The 16,780-nt window shown below is 71.6% G+C and carries 12 protein-coding genes; 4 read left to right on the top strand and 8 right to left on the bottom strand.

Annotated features, from left to right (window positions below):
• Positions 1-378: 378 nt before the first annotated feature.
• The 3 genes from Q0A33_RS13615 (at position 379) to Q0A33_RS13605 (ending at position 3,203) form a co-directional block, all read left to right on the top strand.
• Entirely contained in the window at positions 379-1,368 is a 990-nt protein-coding gene (locus tag Q0A33_RS13615; RefSeq protein WP_291797844.1) for an LLM class flavin-dependent oxidoreductase, read from the top strand.
• A 199-nt stretch (positions 1,369-1,567) separates the two neighbouring features.
• A complete protein-coding gene (locus tag Q0A33_RS13610) occupies positions 1,568-2,257 on the top strand; it encodes a Fic family protein (protein ID WP_291797841.1) in 690 nt (229 codons plus the stop codon).
• 52 nt (positions 2,258-2,309) lie between these two features.
• Positions 2,310-3,203 (top strand): YggS family pyridoxal phosphate enzyme, encoded by an 894-nt coding sequence (locus Q0A33_RS13605; protein WP_291797838.1) that lies wholly within the window; start codon positions 2,310-2,312, stop codon positions 3,201-3,203.
• A gap of 130 nt (positions 3,204-3,333) precedes the next feature.
• Here the strand turns inward: Q0A33_RS13605 and Q0A33_RS13600 are convergent, their stop codons facing one another.
• From Q0A33_RS13600 to Q0A33_RS13565, 8 genes are all read right to left on the bottom strand, one after another.
• A complete protein-coding gene (locus tag Q0A33_RS13600) occupies positions 3,334-4,926 on the bottom strand; it encodes a class I adenylate-forming enzyme family protein (RefSeq protein WP_291797835.1) in 1,593 nt (530 codons plus the stop codon).
• 62 nt (positions 4,927-4,988) lie between these two features.
• Positions 4,989-5,876, bottom strand: a complete 888-nt coding sequence (locus Q0A33_RS13595; protein ID WP_291797833.1) for a TetR/AcrR family transcriptional regulator — start codon at positions 5,874-5,876, stop codon at positions 4,989-4,991.
• Positions 5,877-5,898: 22 nt separating this feature from the next.
• The gene (locus Q0A33_RS13590) at positions 5,899-6,819 is read right to left on the bottom strand and encodes an enoyl-CoA hydratase-related protein (protein WP_291797830.1); all 921 of its coding nucleotides are present in this window, start codon (positions 6,817-6,819) and stop codon (positions 5,899-5,901) included.
• A complete protein-coding gene (locus tag Q0A33_RS13585; RefSeq protein ID WP_291797827.1) occupies positions 6,816-9,053 on the bottom strand; it encodes a biotin carboxylase N-terminal domain-containing protein in 2,238 nt (745 codons plus the stop codon). Before Q0A33_RS13585 ends, Q0A33_RS13590 begins: the two co-directional genes overlap by 4 nt.
• 8 nt (positions 9,054-9,061) lie before the next feature.
• Entirely contained in the window at positions 9,062-10,657 is a 1,596-nt protein-coding gene (locus tag Q0A33_RS13580; RefSeq protein ID WP_291797824.1) for a carboxyl transferase domain-containing protein, read from the bottom strand.
• A gap of 136 nt (positions 10,658-10,793) precedes the next feature.
• Positions 10,794-12,056, bottom strand: a complete 1,263-nt coding sequence (locus Q0A33_RS13575) for an acyl-CoA dehydrogenase family protein (RefSeq protein ID WP_291797821.1) — start codon at positions 12,054-12,056, stop codon at positions 10,794-10,796.
• Positions 12,053-14,071: an acyclic terpene utilization AtuA family protein gene (locus Q0A33_RS13570; RefSeq protein ID WP_291797818.1), complete on the bottom strand. Its 2,019-nt coding sequence runs from the start codon at positions 14,069-14,071 to the stop codon at positions 12,053-12,055. The genes Q0A33_RS13575 and Q0A33_RS13570 overlap by 4 nt, the downstream gene beginning before the upstream one ends.
• Positions 14,068-14,883 (bottom strand): TIGR03084 family metal-binding protein, encoded by an 816-nt coding sequence (locus tag Q0A33_RS13565; RefSeq protein ID WP_291797815.1) that lies wholly within the window; start codon positions 14,881-14,883, stop codon positions 14,068-14,070. The genes Q0A33_RS13570 and Q0A33_RS13565 overlap by 4 nt, the downstream gene beginning before the upstream one ends.
• Before the next feature lie 292 nt (positions 14,884-15,175).
• Between Q0A33_RS13565 and Q0A33_RS13560 the strand changes: the two genes are divergently transcribed.
• Positions 15,176-16,780: long-chain fatty acid--CoA ligase (locus tag Q0A33_RS13560; protein ID WP_291797812.1), on the top strand; the 1,605-nt coding region annotated here is incomplete at its 3' end.

Below are 16,780 nucleotides of genomic sequence, written 5' to 3'. Positions count from 1 at the left end.
GGCGGACGGGGCTTCCTCAGCCGAGGTGGCCCGTGCCTCGCCGGGCGCGGTGGGGGCGGAAGACGCGGAGTGCTGCTGAGCGGTCATGCGGATGATTCTCCCATCCCCTGCGAACCGGAGGAACGGAGGCGGTCACGGTGGTTCACATGGAGAGCGCGGGGTCCGTCCTGGAGCTGCACCCCCGCCGCATGGCACACAGGAGACAGCGCCGTGGACGATGGTCGTCCGGATCCAGCGCTCATCCCCGTCGTCCGGAATACGGGAACCGTCGTCCGGGGTTGTTGCGGGGACAGAAGCAGCGCGCCTCGGCAGCGGCCGGCACAGGCCCACACCCGCGCGCAACAACGAATCCGCATCCAGGAAAGCAAGGCCCCCACCGTGTCCGTTCCCCTCAGCATCCTCGACCTCGTCTCCATCTCCGAGGGCGAGACCGCCCGTCAGGCCATCGCCGCCTCCGTGCGGGGCGCGCGGCTCGCGGACGAGCTCGGCTACCACCGGCTGTGGTTCGCCGAGCACCACAACACCGACAACCTCGCCGCCAGCGCCACCGCGCTGCTGATCTCCGCGGCCGCGGCGGCCACGGAGCGTATCCGGGTGGGCTCCGGCGGCGTGATGCTGCCCAACCACGCACCGCTCATGGTGGCGGAGCAGTACGGGACGTTGGCGAACATGCACGGGGACAGGATCGACCTGGGGCTGGGCCGCGCGCCGGGCACGGACATGATGACGGCGCAGGCGCTCAACCGCTCCTCGGCGGAGCCGCAGGCGTTCGCGCAGTCCATCTTCGATCTGCAGGGGTGGTTCGGGCCCGAGGGGCAGGCCCACAGCGTGCCGATCCGCTCCGCTGTGTCCGCCGGGACGGAGGTGCCCATCTGGGTGCTGGGCTCCACGGTCAACGGCGCCTCCATCGCCGGCCAGCTGGGCCTGCCGTTCTCCGTGGCTTCCCACTTCGCCCCGGATCAGCTGGACGAGGCGATCGCGGTCTACCGGAACTCCTTCACCACGGAGGCACCCACCGCGCAGATCGAGAAGCCATACGTCATGGCCGGCGTGAACGTCATGGTGGCGCCCACGGACGCGGAGGCCGAGCGGGAGTTCACGGTGCTGGAGCAGATGTTCCTCGACATCCAGCGGGGTCAGCGCCGCAGACTCCAGCCACCGGTGGACCCGGCCGAACTCGCCGCACAGGGTGGCCGCGACCAGGCGATGCTGCGGATCAAGGCGGTGGGAGCCCCGGAGACGGCGGTGCACCAGCTGCAGGAGCTCGTCGAGCGGACAGGTGCGGACGAACTGATCCTCACGACGTACGCCTACGACTCCGCGGTGCGGGAGCGGTCCCTCCGCCTGCTGGCCGAGCACTGGTTCTGAGGTCCGGCGGGTGCTGAGGTCCGGTAGGTGCTGACGCCTGGCGCCCTGGACAGCGTTTCGCACCTTCTGACGGTGTGCGCATGTACACACGTGTGCACACCGTCAGAAGGTGCGAAACGCTGCTGTGAGGCTGTGGCATGGGAAGATGAGCCCGGCGCCCCCGATCGCAGACTGCATGAAACCGCATGAAGGAGGAACCGTGGAAGGTCTCACCCTCACCGACCTCACTGGCGTGGTCTACTCCGCGGGCAAGGTCTTCGACGGCCTGTCGAGCAATCGGCTCAGCACTGAGCGCTTCCTCGCTTCGAACAGCACAGACGGCATCAACTCCAAGCAGGACCTGTTCCTGTTGCAGGACCTCCGCGATGTCGCGACGACCGTGCTCGAACGAGCGGGGGCGCCCGTCGACGCCGATCTGCTCATCAGCCTCAACTCCCGGATCACGCGCTCGGGATCGCTCCATCCCGGCCAGTTCCGGACTGCGACGATGGGCATCGGCGTCACCACCGTCTACGGACGGCACAAACCGGTCGCAATCGACCGTGACGGACTGCAGGCCCTCATCGAAGGCAGCCTTGCCCGCGAGGATCCTGTTGCCGCGGCCATCGACCTCTTCATCGAAGTGGCCAAGGCGCAGCCGTTCCAGGACGGCAACAAGCGTTCTGCGCTCTTCGCCGCCAATGCCCATCTCATCGGCCACGGCACTGGTACTCTGCTCACGATTCCCGTCTCCGAGACCAGCCTGAAACCGGCGGAGCGCTTCAACGATCTGCTCGCTCGCGCGTACATCTTCGACGATCATGAGCCTGTGGCCGCGCTCCTGCGACAGGACGGCCTCGTCTCCCTCGACGAGATCGGCTCTCGCCGAACGCGGCACAGGGGTAGCTGATACCGCAGACACCACGGCGAAGCACGTGTTCCGCTCTGAGAGAATGCGGACCATGACTGACGTTGACGCACTCCAGCTCGCTGAAGCACAGGCGATCCGCGACCGGCTCGACGAAGTCGCGGCGAAGGTGCGAACGGCTGCGAACGAGGCGCACGGTTCGCCCGAGGCCGTCCGCATCCTGCTCGCCACGAAGACCCAGCCGGCCGCACGGATCCGGGTCGCTCTGGAGGCGGGGTTCACGCTGATCGGGGAGAACCGCGTCCAGGAGCTCGTGGCGAAGGCCCCGGACCTGGCCGACGTGCCGCACGAGGCACATCTGATCGGCCTCCTGCAGAAGAACAAGGTCAACCACACGCTGCGTGCCGGGGCCGCCTGCGTGCAGTCGATCGACGACGTCGCGGTGGCGCAGAAGCTCAGTGCGCGGATCGAGACCCTCTTGCACGAGGGCGCCGCAGCTCTCGCCGCCGAGGCGCCGGGAACCGTCCGCGGAACGTCGCCGGCCCAGAGCCTGGGCACCACCACGGGCACGGCCCCGAGCACGGCCTCGGGTGCGGAGCACGCCGACCACATCACCAGCGGCATCGCCCCCGCCGGGGCCGTGGCACCCGTGCTCGAGGTGATGCTCCAGGTGAACACCTCCGGCGAGGAGTCGAAGTCCGGGGTCGCGCCCGCGGACGCCGAAGCCCTGGCCGAGCAGGTGCGCGTCCTCCCGCACCTGCGGATCAGCGGGCTCATGACGATCGGCTTCCCCGGCGCCACGGAAGCGGAGATCCGTCCCTCGTACGCCGACCTGCGTGAACTCTCCCAGCGCCTCCGCGAGACCGGCGCTCTGCCGGCGGACGCGACCGCACTCTCGATGGGGATGAGCGGCGACTACGCACTCGCGATCGCCGAGGGCGCGACGATGGTCCGGGTGGGTTCGAGCGTGTTCGGAGCGCGGAGCTGAGGTTCGTTCTGTGCCGATCCCAGTGCGGACCAAGGCTGCACGGCGCGGACCATCTCCGGCACAGACCGGCACGGCGCGAGCCGACACAGCCACAGCACAGACCTGCGCTGAGGCCTGCAGGCGAGGTGGCTCAGCCTCCGAGGTCCGTCTTGCGGATCTTGCCCGAAGGGGTGAGGGGCAGAGACTCGACGAACACGACGGAGTCCGGAACCTTGTATTCCGCGAGCGCCGTCCGGCAGGCGGCGAGGATCTCCTCTTCGTTCACCCCGTCAGGGCCAGGCCGATTTCCGGCTCGCTGAACGTACGCCCTGCCGGTCGCACCGTACTTCTCATCCGTCGTGCCCACGACCGCGACCATGCCCACCCCGGGGACCGCAGAGATGACGTTCTCCACTTCAGCCGGGTAGACGTTGTAGCCGCCGCGCACGTACATCTCCTTGCTGCGGCCGCGCAGGGAGATGCGGCCGGACTCGCTCATCACCGCGATGTCCCCTGTGCTCAGCCAGCCATCGGGGGTGAGCGTCTCCGCCGTCGCCTCCGGCAGCCCCCAGTAGCCCTGGAACACGCAGCCTCCTGAGATCTGCAGCTCCCCGGGGCTTCCTGCAGGCAGCGGGCGACCCAGCTCATCCGCCACCTGTGCGCGGAAGGCACCGATGGGAGCACCGATCGACGCGGACAGCTCCTCGTGTGAGACGCCTGCGGGCGAGATCACGCAGGCACCGGAGGTCTCGGACAGCCCATACAGGTTGGCGAGCCTCGCGTTGGGGAACCGCTCTGCGAGAGCGGCCGCGACGGCGGACTCGACGTTGGAACCGCCGATCACACAGAGCCGCACCGCTGAGAGGCGTGCGACCTTCAGCCTCTCGTCCTGGAGGACCATGATGTGCATCGTCGGCACGCCCACCATGACCGACAGCCGTCCGGCCACCAGCAGATCCGCAACGACCGTCGGATGGAACCGGGGCAGCATCTCGATCACGGTGCCGGCGAGCAGACCGCTGAGGACGGTGCAGGTGAGCCCGCCCACGTGGTTGAGCGGCATGATCCCGAGAAGGCGGTCCTCCTCCCCGAACCCGAACTCCTCCACCTGCGCAGCGGCGGAGGCGAGAAGGCTCGCGTGCGTGAGCACCGCGCCCTTCGCTCTGCCCGTGGTGCCCGAGGTGAAGAGGATGACAGCAGCATCGCCGGCGGAACCGCCCTCAGCACCCTCCGCGGGTGCGGGCGGCTCCGCGGGAGCTAAGAGCCCCGCACCGGTGCTGCACACCTGCTCGAAGGACACCTGCCCCGGTCGGAGATCCGAATCCTCGCCGATGAGCACCACCGTCTCGAGCTCGGGCAGTTCGGCCTCGGCGTAGAAGCCCGCAAGGCTGTACTCGCCTGAGCGTGCAGAGGAGACCACCGCCTTCGTCCCGGTGCTCGCGAGCATGTGCATGAGCTCGCCCTCGCGGTAGAGCGGATTGATCGTCACTGCGATCGCCCGGAGGCGCAGCACTCCGAAGAACGCGACCAGCCACTCCCGCCCGTTCTCGGCCGCCACCGCCACGCGGTCGCCGGGGCCGACTCCCCTCGCCGCGAGAGCGCGTGCGAAGCCCTTCGACTCCTCGGCGAGCCCGCGGAAGGTGAGCACCTCGTCCTTCCCCACGATGCGGACGAACTCCCTCTCCGGAAAGCGCTCCGCCTGCGCATCGAGAACCTGCGGGATCGTCATGTCAACTGCCGTCATCATCATCGTCTTCCTCCTCGTTGAGTTCTCGGATGAGCCGCCGGCACCGGGCGACGCCGTCGTCAGCCCGGGCTGGAACCGTCCGTCCGCCTGATCGAGCGCAGCTCCTCCGCCCAGAACCGGGCGATCTTGCGCCTGCGCGCGGAGTCGTCGCTGAGCACGTCCGCCAGCCCCAGCCCGCGTGCCAGGTCGAGAGTCGTCTGGATGAGGCGATGCGTCCGCTCATCGCTCACGTCCGCGCGCAGCGTGCGCACCGCCATGTCGTAGACGTCCTTCGCGAACTTCTGCTCGAGCGGCAGGATCCTCTCCCGCAGCGAGGGTTCGGCCGCCGCGGCCGTCCAGATCTGCAGGGCCGCCTTGAACAGGTCGGAGGTGTAGTAGTCGAGGACCTGCTCGACCAGCTGCTCGAACCGGTCCCCGCCGGGGAGTCCTTCGGGATCGCCGCCCGCCTCCTCGGACACGCCGCCGCCTGCCTCTGCAGCGGGTGCGACGCGGTCCTCGGCATCGCTCTCGAACCCCTCGCCCTCCTGCGGTGCGAAGTAGCGGGTCACCCGGTCCTCGAACATGTGCTCGAGCGCGGTCAGCAGCAGGCCCTCGCGCGTGGGGAAGTGGTGCTGCAGGGCACCCCGGCTCACGCCGCTGTGCTCGGCCACGACCGAGGTGGTGGTCGCCTGCCAGCCGCGCGTCGCCAGGCATTCGACGGTCGACTGCAGAATCCGCGCCCGGGTCGCCCGGCTCCGGTCCTGCTGCGGCGCACGCACGCCGCCGACCGGTGCCTGTCCGCCTGCCTGGCCGCTGGCCGCCCCCTGGCCGCCCGCCTGCACGCGGCTGCCCGGCGCCTCGCCTTCTCCCACCTGAGCGCGCGCGTCCACGACGCCGCCCGCGTCCGCACCGTCCTCGTGGGCGGTGCTGTCAGCGGAGGCGGGGTCGCGGCGCGTCGTGGTGGTCATGACCCCTCATCGTAGGCGGCGCTCATTCGCCCACGACCCACGGCGGGGCCTCCTTCGCGAGGAACGCGCCCATCCCCGCGCGGGCGTCGTCACTGAGGAAGAACGAGGCGGACAGGTCGAGCATCTCCTCCCCTTCCTCCTCCACGCGGCGCAGCACACGTCTGTTGACCAGCCGCTTCGAAGCCGCGAGCGCCGCCGGTGCCGCCTTCCGCAGGTCCCCGAGCACCTCCTCCAGCGCTTCTGCCAGCACCGGAGAGGCCGAGGCCGGGGGTGCGTCCGCCGCCGAGGCCGCGGTCCGTGCCGCTCCGGCACCACCCGACACCCCGCCTGCCGCCTCGGCGCCCGCCGGCACCGCGCGGGTGACGAAGCCTGCCGAGGCGGCCTCCGCAGCAGACACCGCACTTCCGCGCAGGAACCACTCCGCCGCCGTCCTGTCACCCAACCGCGCGAGTACGAGCGGAGCGATCATCGCCGCCACCACTCCGATCCGCACCTCGCTCAGGCCGAAGGTGGCGCGCGGCCCCGCCAGCACCACGTCACAGGCGGCGACGAACCCCATGCCGCCGGCACGCACATGCCCGTCGAGCGCGGCGATGACCGGCTTGGGGGACTCCAGCAGAGCCCGGCACACGTCCGCGGCCGCCCGCCCGCGCTCCCGCTGCTCCGCGGCGGGATCAGCAGGATCGGCGGAATCGCCCTCAGCCGAGGCCGCGCCCGCGCTGCCCTGCTTCCCCCGCTTCCCCCGGCTGAGGTCCGCACCCGCGCAGAAGGTGTTGCCCGTGTGCGTGAGGACGACGGCGCGGATGCGCGCATCCTCCTCCGTGGCCCTCAGCCCGGAGGCGATCCCCTCCAGCAGCTCCGGCGTGATCGCGTTGCGGTTGCGCGGCTCGTCGAGCACCAGGGTCGCCGTCGAACCGCTCACCTCGTAGCGCACCGGGCTCATGACCGTCCTCCCCGAGTCGCATCCGCGCCGTCAGCACTGCCCGCAGCACCAGCACTGCCCGCGGTGCCGGCGCCCTCCGCATGCACACCCTCCGCATCCGGGTCCTCGATGACCGCGAGCATCGTGCCCACGTCCACCTGGTCCCCGGCACTCACACGCAGCTCCACGAGCACCCCGTCCGCGTCCGAGCTGATGGTGTGCTCCATCTTCATCGCCTCCAGCCACACGATGGGCTGACCGGCGGAGACGGTCTGCCCCACTTCCGCACCCACGCGGAGCACGGTGCCCGGCATGGGTGCGAGCAGGCTGCCGGGTGCTGCGACCGCGCTGGGATCCGTGTAGCGCGGCGCCTCCTCGAGCCGCAGCGCCCCCGCGGAGGAGGACACCATGACGCTGCGCCCGCGCCGGGACACCGCGTACCGGCGTTCGACGCCGTCCACGCTGAGCCGCACACTGCCGGGAGCCGCCGCGACGACGCGGATGTCCGCGCCTGCAGGCAGGCTCTCCGGGTTCACCTCCCAGGCGTCCCGCCGCTGGCGGTACTCGACGGTGATCTCCTCACCGTCGACGGTGAAGGTGCGTGAGCGCCAGTCCGCGTGGAACAGCCGCCAGCCGCCCACCGCGGGCCGGGGGTGGTCCTGTGCGATCGCGAGTGCGAGCGCCTCCTCGCCGCTCACCGCACCCGTGCCCGCCGTGGACACCAGCACGTCCCCGGGCCCTGCGACCGCACCTGCCGCCGCTGCCGCACCCGAGGCCACCGCGGCCGCGACCGCCGCGGCGGCCACCGCCGTCTCATCCGCGCCGGAGCCGAACACCTCGGGATGGTCCTCGAAGTACCGGGTCGTCGTCTCCCCCGCGAGGAACCCCGGCTCCCGCAGCACCGCCGCGAGCAGGTCAGCATTGGTGCGGGGCCCGTCCCAGCGCATCGACTCCAGACCGGAGGCCAGCACGTGCGCGGCCGCCTGCCGGGTGGGGCCCACACCGATCACCTTGGCGATCATGGGGTCGTAGAACGTCGTGATCGTCTCCCCCGCCTCCAGTCCGGCGTCGAGGCGCAGCGCCGGCCCCTGCAGACCGGAGCTCTGCCGACCCACACCTTGCGGGCCGGAACCCTGCACCCCGCCCGCGCCCGGAACCGCGAAGGCGACGTCCGCCCCCGGCACCGCGAAGGCATGGACCGGACCGGACTGCGGCTGCCAGTCCTCGTCCGGGTCCTCCGCGTAGAGGCGCACCTCGATGGCGTGACCCGAGGACTCAGGCTCCTCCCCCGTGAGCGCACCGCCGGCGGCGATGTCCAGCTGCAGGCCCACGAGGTCCATCCCGGTGGTGCATTCCGTGACCGGGTGCTCCACCTGCAGGCGGGTGTTCATCTCAAGGAAGTAGAAGGAGCCGTCGTCCGCGGCGAGGAACTCCACCGTGCCCGCACCCACGTAGCCGATCCGCTCCGCCGCACTGCGCGCCGCCTCGTAGAGCCTGGCCCGCATCGCGGAGCCGTGGCGCTCCACGAGAGGTGCCGGCGCCTCCTCGACGACCTTCTGGTGGCGGCGCTGCACCGAGCACTCGCGCTCCCCCACCGCCCACACCCGGCCGTGGGAGTCCCCGAACACCTGGACCTCGATGTGGTGGCCCTCCGGGATGTAGCGTTCGCAGAACACCGTGGCGTCGCCGAAGGCGCTCGCGGCCTCCCGCGAGGCCGATTCCACGGTCTCGCGCAGGTCCGCGAGCCGCTCGACCACGCGCATGCCGCGGCCGCCGCCGCCCGCGGAGGCCTTGACCAGCACCGGCAGATCCGCCTCCGTGATGACCTCGGGCTCCAGCTCCGTGAGCACCGGCACACCGGCCTCGGCCATGAGCCGCTTGGACTCGACTTTGGATCCCATCTGCTCGATCGACTCGGGCGTGGGACCGATCCAGGTGAGACCGGCCGCGAGCACGGCCCGGGCGAAGTCCGCGTTCTCGGAGAGGAAGCCGTAACCGGGGTGCACGGCGTCCGCGCCCGCACTCAGGGCGGCCTCGACGACGAGGTCCCCGCGCAGATAGGTGTCCGCGGGCGAGGTGCCGGGCAGGCGCACGGCGGAATCCGCCTCGGAGACGAAGGCGGCGTCCGCGTCCGCATCGGAGAACACGGCCACGGTGCCGATCCCGCGGGCCCGGCAGGTGGCGAAGACACGGCGGGCGATCTCGCCGCGGTTGGCGACGAGGACCCGGGTGAGGGGAGAGGGCTGAGCAGTCATACCGGCGATCACATCCTGAAGATTCCGTAGGTGCGGTCGGACTCGACGGGTCCGGTCGCGATGGCGGAGAGCGAGAGCCCCAGCACGGTGCGGGTGTCCCGGGGGTCGATGATGCCGTCGTCGTAGACCATCCCGGAGAGGAACAGCGGCAGGGACTCCGCCTCGATCTGCTTCTCGATCGCCGCGCGCCGCAGCTCGTTCTTCTCGTCGTCGAAGGGCAGACCGCGCGCTTCCGCCGAGGCCTTGGCCACCGAGGTGACGACGTCCGCCAGCTGCGCCCCTCCCATCACCGCAGACTTGGCAGAGGGCCACGCGAAGAGGAAGCGCGGGTTGTAGGCGCGTCCGCACATCCCGTAGTGGCCGGCACCGTAGGAGGCGCCGATGAGCAGCGAGATGTGCGGCACCGTGGAAGTGGAGACCGCGTTCACCATCATCGAGCCGTGCTTGATGATCCCGCCCTCCTCGTACTTCCGGCCCACCATGTAGCCGGTGGTGTTGTGGAGGAAGAGAAGGGGGGTGCGCTGCCGGTTGGCGATCTGGATGAACTGGGTGACCTTCTGCGCCTCCTCGCTGAAGATCACGCCCTTGGAGTTCGCGACGATCCCCACCGGGTAGCCGTGGATGCGCGCCCAGCCCGTCACCATGCCGGAGCCGTAGAGGGGCTTGAACTCGTCGAAGTCGGACCCGTCGACCACCCGGGCGAGAACCTCGCGCGGGTCGAAGGGGATCCGCAGGTCCTCCGGCACGATGCCCAGCAGCTCCTCGCCGCTGTGCAGGGGGGCGGCGACCGGTCCGGGCGCCGGCCCCTCCTTGCGATGGTTGAGCCGCGCCACGATCCTCCGGCCGATGCGCAGGGCATCCTGCTCGTCACGGGCGAGGTAGTCGGCCAGCCCGCTGGTGCGCGCGTGCATCTGAGCACCGCCCAGGGACTCGTCGTCGCTCACCTCACCGGTCGCGGCCTTCACCAGCGGCGGGCCGCCCAGGAACACCTTGGACTGCTGCTCGATCATGACGACGTGGTCGCTCATGCCCGGCTGGTAGGCGCCGCCCGCCGTCGAATTCCCGAACACGATCGAGATGGTGGGGATGCCCGCCTTGGACATCTCCGCGAGGTGCCGGAAGGTGGCGCCGCCGGGGATGAACACCTCGCTCTGCGTGGGCAGATTGGCGCCGCCGGACTCCACCAGGCTGATCATCGGCAGCCGGTTCTCCATCGCGATGTCCTTGAGCCGCAGCTGCTTCTTCAGCGTGCGCGGATTGGTGGTGCCGCCGGCGATCGTGGGGTCGTTGGCCACGATCATGCACTCCACGCCGGAGACCACGCCGATCCCGCCCACCACGGAGGCGCCCACCGGGAAGTCCGAACCCCACGCGGCGTACGGGCACAGCTCGAGGAACGGCGCATCGCGGTCCACGAGCAGGTCGATCCGCTCCCGGGCAGTGAGCTTTCCTCGCTTGCGGTGGCGCTCCACCGCCTTCTCCCCGCCCGCGGCGGCGAGCTGCGCGTTGACCTCGTCGAGCTCCTGCAGCTTGGCGCGCATCGCCGCAGCCGCAGCCGCGTACTCCTCCGCCCCGGTGTCCACTGCGGTCGTGAGTGCAGTCATGCTGTGTGCCCCTGTTCGTCGTTCCGTCCCGTGTGGGCCAGTACCTGCGCACGGCCTCTTCCCTGCGCCGCCGGGGCGTCTTCTCGTCCCAAGTGGGCCAGTACCTGCGTACGGCCTGCCCTCAGCGCCCGGCCCGTCATCCCGTGTACCCCAGGCGCTTCGCCGCCAGGGTGGTGAGGATCTCCGTGGTGCCCCCGCCGATTCCCAGGATCCGCGTGTCGCGGTAGATCCGCTCCACCTCGGATTCCGCCATGTATCCCATGCCGCCGAACAGCTGCACGGCCTGGCTGACGGTCCACTCCGCGGCCTCGACCGCGGTGTTCTTGGCGAAGCAGGCGGCGGCCACGAGGTCGAGCTCATCGCCCTGGCCGGCGCTCAGCAGCTCCGCACCCGCCTCCGTCCCGCCCATGCCGGCCTCACCCGCGCCCGAGGCCGCCCTCGCCCGGTTCTGCGCCGCCGTGTCCCAGCGGCGCGCGACCTCACGCGTGTACACGCGCGCCGTGTCGATCCGCCGCGTCATCTCCGCCAGCGTGGACACGACGGTGTCGCGGGTGATGAGGGGCTGGCCGAACGTCACCCGGTCCCGGCACCACTGGAGGGCGAGGTCGAGGGCCCGCTGGGCGCCGCCGTAGGCCTGCGCCGCCAGCCCCAGCCGCTCGCTCACGAACGCCTGGGAGATGTAGGCGAAGCCGACGTTCTCCTCGCCCACGCGGAGGGAGACCGGCACGCGCACGCCGTCGTAGTGCAGCTCTGCGGTGTCGGAGGCGTGCCAGCCCATCTTCCGCAGCCGCTTCGCCACCGTGAAGCCGGGCGTGTCCGTGGGCACCACGATGAGCGAGACGCCCTTGGAGCCGCGTCCGCCCGTCCGTGCGGCGGTGACGACGAAGTCCGCGCGAACGCCGGAGGTGATGAAGGTCTTCTCCCCGGTGAGCACGTAGTGGTCGCCGTCCCGTTCCGCGCGGGTGCGCAGCCCGCCCACATCGGAGCCGCCGCCGGGTTCCGTGAGCGCGAGGGAGCCGATGAGCTTCCCTTCCAGCGTGGGCCGGACGTAGGCGTCGATGAGCTCGGGAGTGCCCGCCTGCACGAGGTGGGGGAGGCTGATCCCGGAGGTGAAGAGCGAGGCGAACGTCCCGCCGGACATGCCCGCCTGGTGAGCGGCCTCCGTCACGGCCACGCTCGCGCGCACGCCGCCTCCGCCGCCGCCCACCTCCTCCGGATAAGCCGCGCCCAGGAGACCCAGGGCACCGGCCTGCTCGTGGAGACTGCGTGGGAGTTCACCCGCCTCCTCCCATTCGTCCTGGTGGGGGAGGACGTGGGTGCGGACGAAGCCGGCGGTCGTCTCCGCCAGCGCCGCGATCTCCTCATCGCCTGCGAGCTCGTGCGTGTAGGTGTGGGTCACTGCGCTGTGCCTTCCTGTGTGAAGAAGTCGTCGAGGGGAACCGGGCCGGCGGTGGACCCGTCCGGCTGCACCAGAGCTGCGGGCACCAGGTCCGCGGGAACGTCGACGCGCCTGCTCCGCAGCCATTCCGCCAGCCCCTTGGCCTGTGGGTCGAAGCGTGCGCGGTAGGCCACGCCCTCGCCCAGCAGCCCGTGGACGGTGAAGTTGAGCGCCCGCAGCCCCTCCAGCTCCACCCTGTCGATGTCCAGGTGTGCCGTCTCCGGCAGCAGCTCGCGGAGCCGGGCGGGCGCGAGCTCCGCGCGCAGCCACTGCCACACCGCATCCGTGCGGGCCCAGAGGCCGATGTTCGCACTGCCGCCCTTGTCGCCGCTGCGCCCGCCGGCCAGATGCCCCAGCGGCACCCGCACCGTGCCCACAGGGTTCGCGGACGCGGGGGTCGCAGGTGCAGGGGCCCCACCACCGAGGCCGGAGTCCTCCGCGCTCCCGGGGTCGCTCTCGCCACCTGGGCTGTCGCCGAGGCCGGCACCGGTGTGGCCGTCCGGACCGGTCCCGGTCGTCGCAGGGGCAGACCCTGCTCCTGTGCCCTCGCCGCTCTCCGCGGAGCCGGCCTCACCCACCTCGGGCGTCCCTGCGCTGCGCACGTCCGCCTCCGTGGACAAGAGCGCCCGGGTGTCCGCGGGTGGGTCGATGACGGCCTCGGTCCCGTCGGGGAGGTGCACGGTGTGGACCGGCACGTCCTGCGGCACGGACTCCGGACGGAAGCGGCCGTAGACGGAAGCCTCCCCGGGCGGAGCTCCCGTGAAGAACCCGGGCACGGAGCCGAGGGCGAACTCCACGGCGAGGTTCGCGAACGACCGGCCCACCGTCTTGGGGTCGGGGTCGCGGGCCACGAGGGTGAGCCGCGCGGTCGCCTCCTCCTGCTGTACGGCGTCCTGCCGGTCCGTGCGCGCGAGGTTCCACGCCATCTGCGCCGGCCGCGGCAGTCCAGCGGCCTCCAGGCCGAACTCGAACTGACTGCGGATCAGCTCCGCCTTCGCCTCCGCGTCCAGGCCGGTGAGCTGGAAGACGATCTCCTGGCGGAAGCCGCCCACCTCCGTGACGGAGACCTTGAGGTCCGGCGGCGGCGCCTCGCCGCGGACGCCGCTGATCCGCACGCGGTCCTCGCCGAGGTCCGTGAGCCGGATCGAATCGAGCCGCAGGGTGGCGTCCGGGCCGGCGTAGCGCGCTCCGCCCACCTCGTAGAGCAGCTGGGACAGCACCGTCTCCGCCGTGACCGCTCCGCCGGTGCCCGCCGGCTTGGTGATGACGGAGGAGCCGTCCGCGGCGATCTCTGCGAGGGGGAAGCCGGGCCGGCGGAGGTCCGCGATCTCGCGGAAGAAGGAGAAGTTCCCGCCCGTGGCCTGCATGCCGCATTCGATCACGTGGCCCGCGGCCATCGCCCCGGCCAGTGCGTCGTGGTCGTCCCGGCTCCAGCCGTGGAACCACGCGGCCGGGCCGGTGGTGAGAGCGGCGTCCGTGACCCGGCCGGTGACCACCACCTGGGCGCCGCCCCGCAGCGCCTCCGTGATGCCCCAGCCGCCCAGATAGGCGTTGGCCGCCAGGGGCGTGCCCAGCCCCAGCTCCTCGGCGCGGTCCGTGAGGTCGTCTCCGTCCACCCACGCCACCGGCACGTCGGATCCCGCCTCCGCCGCCTGCTCCCGGATGAGGCGGGCGAGCGCCTGCGGGTTCATCCCCCCGGCGTTCGCAACCACGCGGGTGCCCGCCGCGACGATCCGCTGCAGCGCCCCGCGCAGCTGCGCGGGGAAGGTCCTGGCATAGCCGGCCTCCGGATCCTTGGCCTTCTGCCGGGCGAGGATGAGCATCGTGAGCTCCGCGAGGTAGTCGCCGGTGATGACGTCCACGCCGGCCTCCAGCATCTCCTCCCAGGCGGAGAGGCGGTCGCCGTAGAAGCCGGAGACGTTGCCCACCCGCAGGGGGCGGCCGTGCTGCGCCGTGCCGTCCGTGTGTGCGCTCATCGTGTACCTCCCGCTGCGGCTGTCACACGCTCTCCCGGCGCCGGCCCCTGCGTGGGGCCTCCCGCGAAGGCCTGCGCAATCTCCAGCCACGCCTGCGCACCCTCGCCCTCGGCGGCGAGCTCCACGTCCGCGAGGTTCCGCCGCTGCGTGACGACCGCGGCGAAGCCCCAGGCGGTGCCCGTCACCCGGTCCGCGGCCTCGGCGGGCCCGAACACCAGCGGCTCCTTCCCCGGCAGCTCCAGCTCCACCCGCACCTCGGCCTCCGGGGCCTCGAGTCCGCGGGAGGCGAAGGAGAAGCCGCGCGTGCGCACGCCCAGCCGGGCGACCGCCGCGAGAGCCGGCCCGGCGGGCTTGGGCACGGCGAGCGCGTCGTGGACGTCCAGACCGTGCGCCCAGGTCTCCATGATCCGGGCGGTGACCATCGACAGGGGGCGCATGGGCGGCCCGAACCACCGCAGCCGCTCCCCCGGGTCGGCCTCCCGCAGTGCCGCGGCGAGCCGGTCCCTCCCCTGACGCCAGGCCGCGAGCAGCTCCTCCTGCGGCAGTGCGGCCAGGCGATGGGCCTCACTGTCCACGAACCCGGAGGCTCCTGCCTGTGCCGCAGCACGCAGGAGTTCGTCGAAGGCGGGATCACCGGTCACGGACTGCAGCGCTGCCGTGTCCGTCCAGTGCAGGTGCGCGATCTGGTCCGCGACCGTCCAGCCCGCCGCCGGGGTGGGCGTCTCCCACTGTGCGGGCGGCAGGCCGGAGACCAGGGCGTCGAGCTGCGCGGTCTCCTGTTCCAGCAGGTCGAGTGCGGTGGTGAGGTCCATGCGGAGGTGCTCCTCTGGGTGGGTCAGCGTCGACTCGGTGAGGCCGGCGGGCGTCCGCCCCGCGTCCTCGCAGTGCGGTGATCCGTCCGTGCCGTTCGCCACTCACTGTGGCACAGTTCAGATGAACGATCAATCTGGATTGATTGTTTTCATGGATTGCCCTAGCGTGTTGCCTGCATCACAGTGCGGACCCGGGTCGTCATGCGCGGCGAAGCGCAGCCCACGGGGCCGCGACCCGCGCTGCGGCATCGTCCGCAGGCTCCCGCGCATCCTCGATTCGAAGGAGAATCCCGTGAGCGTCCCCCTGGGCACCTGGCCCGCCATCCACGCCCATCGCATCCCCGACCGTCCCGCACTCGTCGACGGCGACACCGGCCGTCTCGTCACCTACGCGGACCTGGAGGAGCGCACCACGCACCTGGCCACCGCGCTGCGGGAGCGGGGCGTGGGCCCCGGCGACCGCGTGGCCGTCCTCAGCCTCAACTGCCCGGAGATGCTGGAGCTCGTCTTCGCCGTCGCCAAGCTGGGTGCGATCACGGTGATGCTGAACTTCCGGCTCACGGCTGGCGAGATCGCGTTCATCCTCAAGGACTCCGGCGCCACGCTCCTGTTCGCCACCACCTCGCTGGAGGAGACGGCCCGGACCGCCGCGGAGGATTCCGAGGTCCGGGAGATCCTCACCCTGGCGACCGCTCAGGAGCGCCGGGACGGCGTCCGCGCGGGCTTCGACGCGCTGCTGGACTCCGCTGCGGGCCCCGATGCCCCGGACCTGCCCGAGGTCGACCCGGAGTCGCCCGTGGTGCTCATGTACACCTCGGGCACCACCGGCAGGCCCAAGGGCGCGATCCTCACCCACTCCAACCTCTTCTGGGTCTCGCTGTACCACAACAGCATCGAACGCGGACTGAACCAGCTGGACGTCAACCTCGCGGTCGCACCGCTGTTCCACATCGGCGCGCTCGCGGTGTACACGCTCCCCGGCGCATACTGGGGCGCCTGCACCGTGGTGCTGGAGTCCTTCGACCCGGAGACGTGGGCGGCCTCGGTCGAAAGGCACCGCGTCACCAAGGCCTTCGCCGTGCCCGTCATGTGGGGCGCCGTCCTGCAGTCCGGGGCCACGGACAGACACGACGTGTCCAGCCTGGACGTCGCCATCTCCGGCGGTGCCCCGTGTCCCCTGCCCGTCATCGAGGGCCTGCTGGCCAAGGGCGTGGCCTTCACGGAGGGGTTCGGCCTCACGGAGACCGCGGCGGCGGCCTCGATGCTGCCCTCGGAGTTCGTGCGCTCCCACGCCGGGTCCGTGGGCCGGCCCATGCCGCACGTGGAGTTCCGCGTGGTGGACGCCGCAGGCGAGCAGGTGCCCGTCGGAGAGGTGGGCGAGCTCCTCGTCCGCGGCCCCTCCGTCTCCCCCGGCTACTGGAACCGCCCGGATGCGAACGCGGAGGCGTTCCGGGACGGCTGGTTCCACACCGGGGACCTCGCCCGCGTGGACGCTGACGGCCTCTACCACCTCGTGGACCGGAAGAAGGACATGGTCATCACCGGCGGTGAGAACGTCTACCCCATCGAGGTGGAGCAGGTGCTCTACGGCCATCCCGCCGTCGCGGAGGTCGCCGTGATCGGCGCGCCGGACGCGCAGTGGGGCGAAGCGGTCACCGCGGTGGTCGTCCGCGCCGAGGCGAGCGCGGGTGAGAGCGCAGGCTCGGCGGGGACGACCTCGGGCGCGGTGGATGACGAGACCGGGGCGGCCGGCGGGGCAGGGGCAGCCGCGGACGAGGCCCTCGCCGCCGAGCTCACCGCGTTCGCCCGGGAGAGGCTCGCCGGCTTCAAGGTCCCCAAGCGCTTCGTCTTCACGGACGCCCTCCCCCGCACCGCCACCGGCAAGGTCCGCAAGGTC

Source organism: Brevibacterium sp. (assembly GCF_022712115.1).
GTDB lineage: Bacteria > Actinomycetota > Actinomycetes > Actinomycetales > Brevibacteriaceae > Brevibacterium > Brevibacterium salitolerans.
This window is presented reverse-complemented; position numbering and strand designations above follow the sequence as displayed.

Coding starts and splice junctions, on each gene's coding strand:
- Q0A33_RS13570 (WP_291797818.1), bottom strand. CDS start 14,071: ATGAGCGCACACACGGACGGCACGGCGCAGCACGGCCGCCCCCTGCGG.
- Q0A33_RS13590 (WP_291797830.1), bottom strand. CDS start 6,819: ATGAGCCCGGTGCGCTACGAGGTGAGCGGTTCGACGGCGACCCTGGTG.
- Q0A33_RS13580 (WP_291797824.1), bottom strand. CDS start 10,657: ATGACTGCACTCACGACCGCAGTGGACACCGGGGCGGAGGAGTACGCG.
- Q0A33_RS13565 (WP_291797815.1), bottom strand. CDS start 14,883: ATGGACCTCACCACCGCACTCGACCTGCTGGAACAGGAGACCGCGCAG.
- Q0A33_RS13605 (WP_291797838.1), top strand. CDS start 2,310: ATGACTGACGTTGACGCACTCCAGCTCGCTGAAGCACAGGCGATCCGC.
- Q0A33_RS13600 (WP_291797835.1), bottom strand. CDS start 4,926: ATGACGGCAGTTGACATGACGATCCCGCAGGTTCTCGATGCGCAGGCG.
- Q0A33_RS13595 (WP_291797833.1), bottom strand. CDS start 5,876: ATGACCACCACGACGCGCCGCGACCCCGCCTCCGCTGACAGCACCGCC.
- Q0A33_RS13585 (WP_291797827.1), bottom strand. CDS start 9,053: ATGACTGCTCAGCCCTCTCCCCTCACCCGGGTCCTCGTCGCCAACCGC.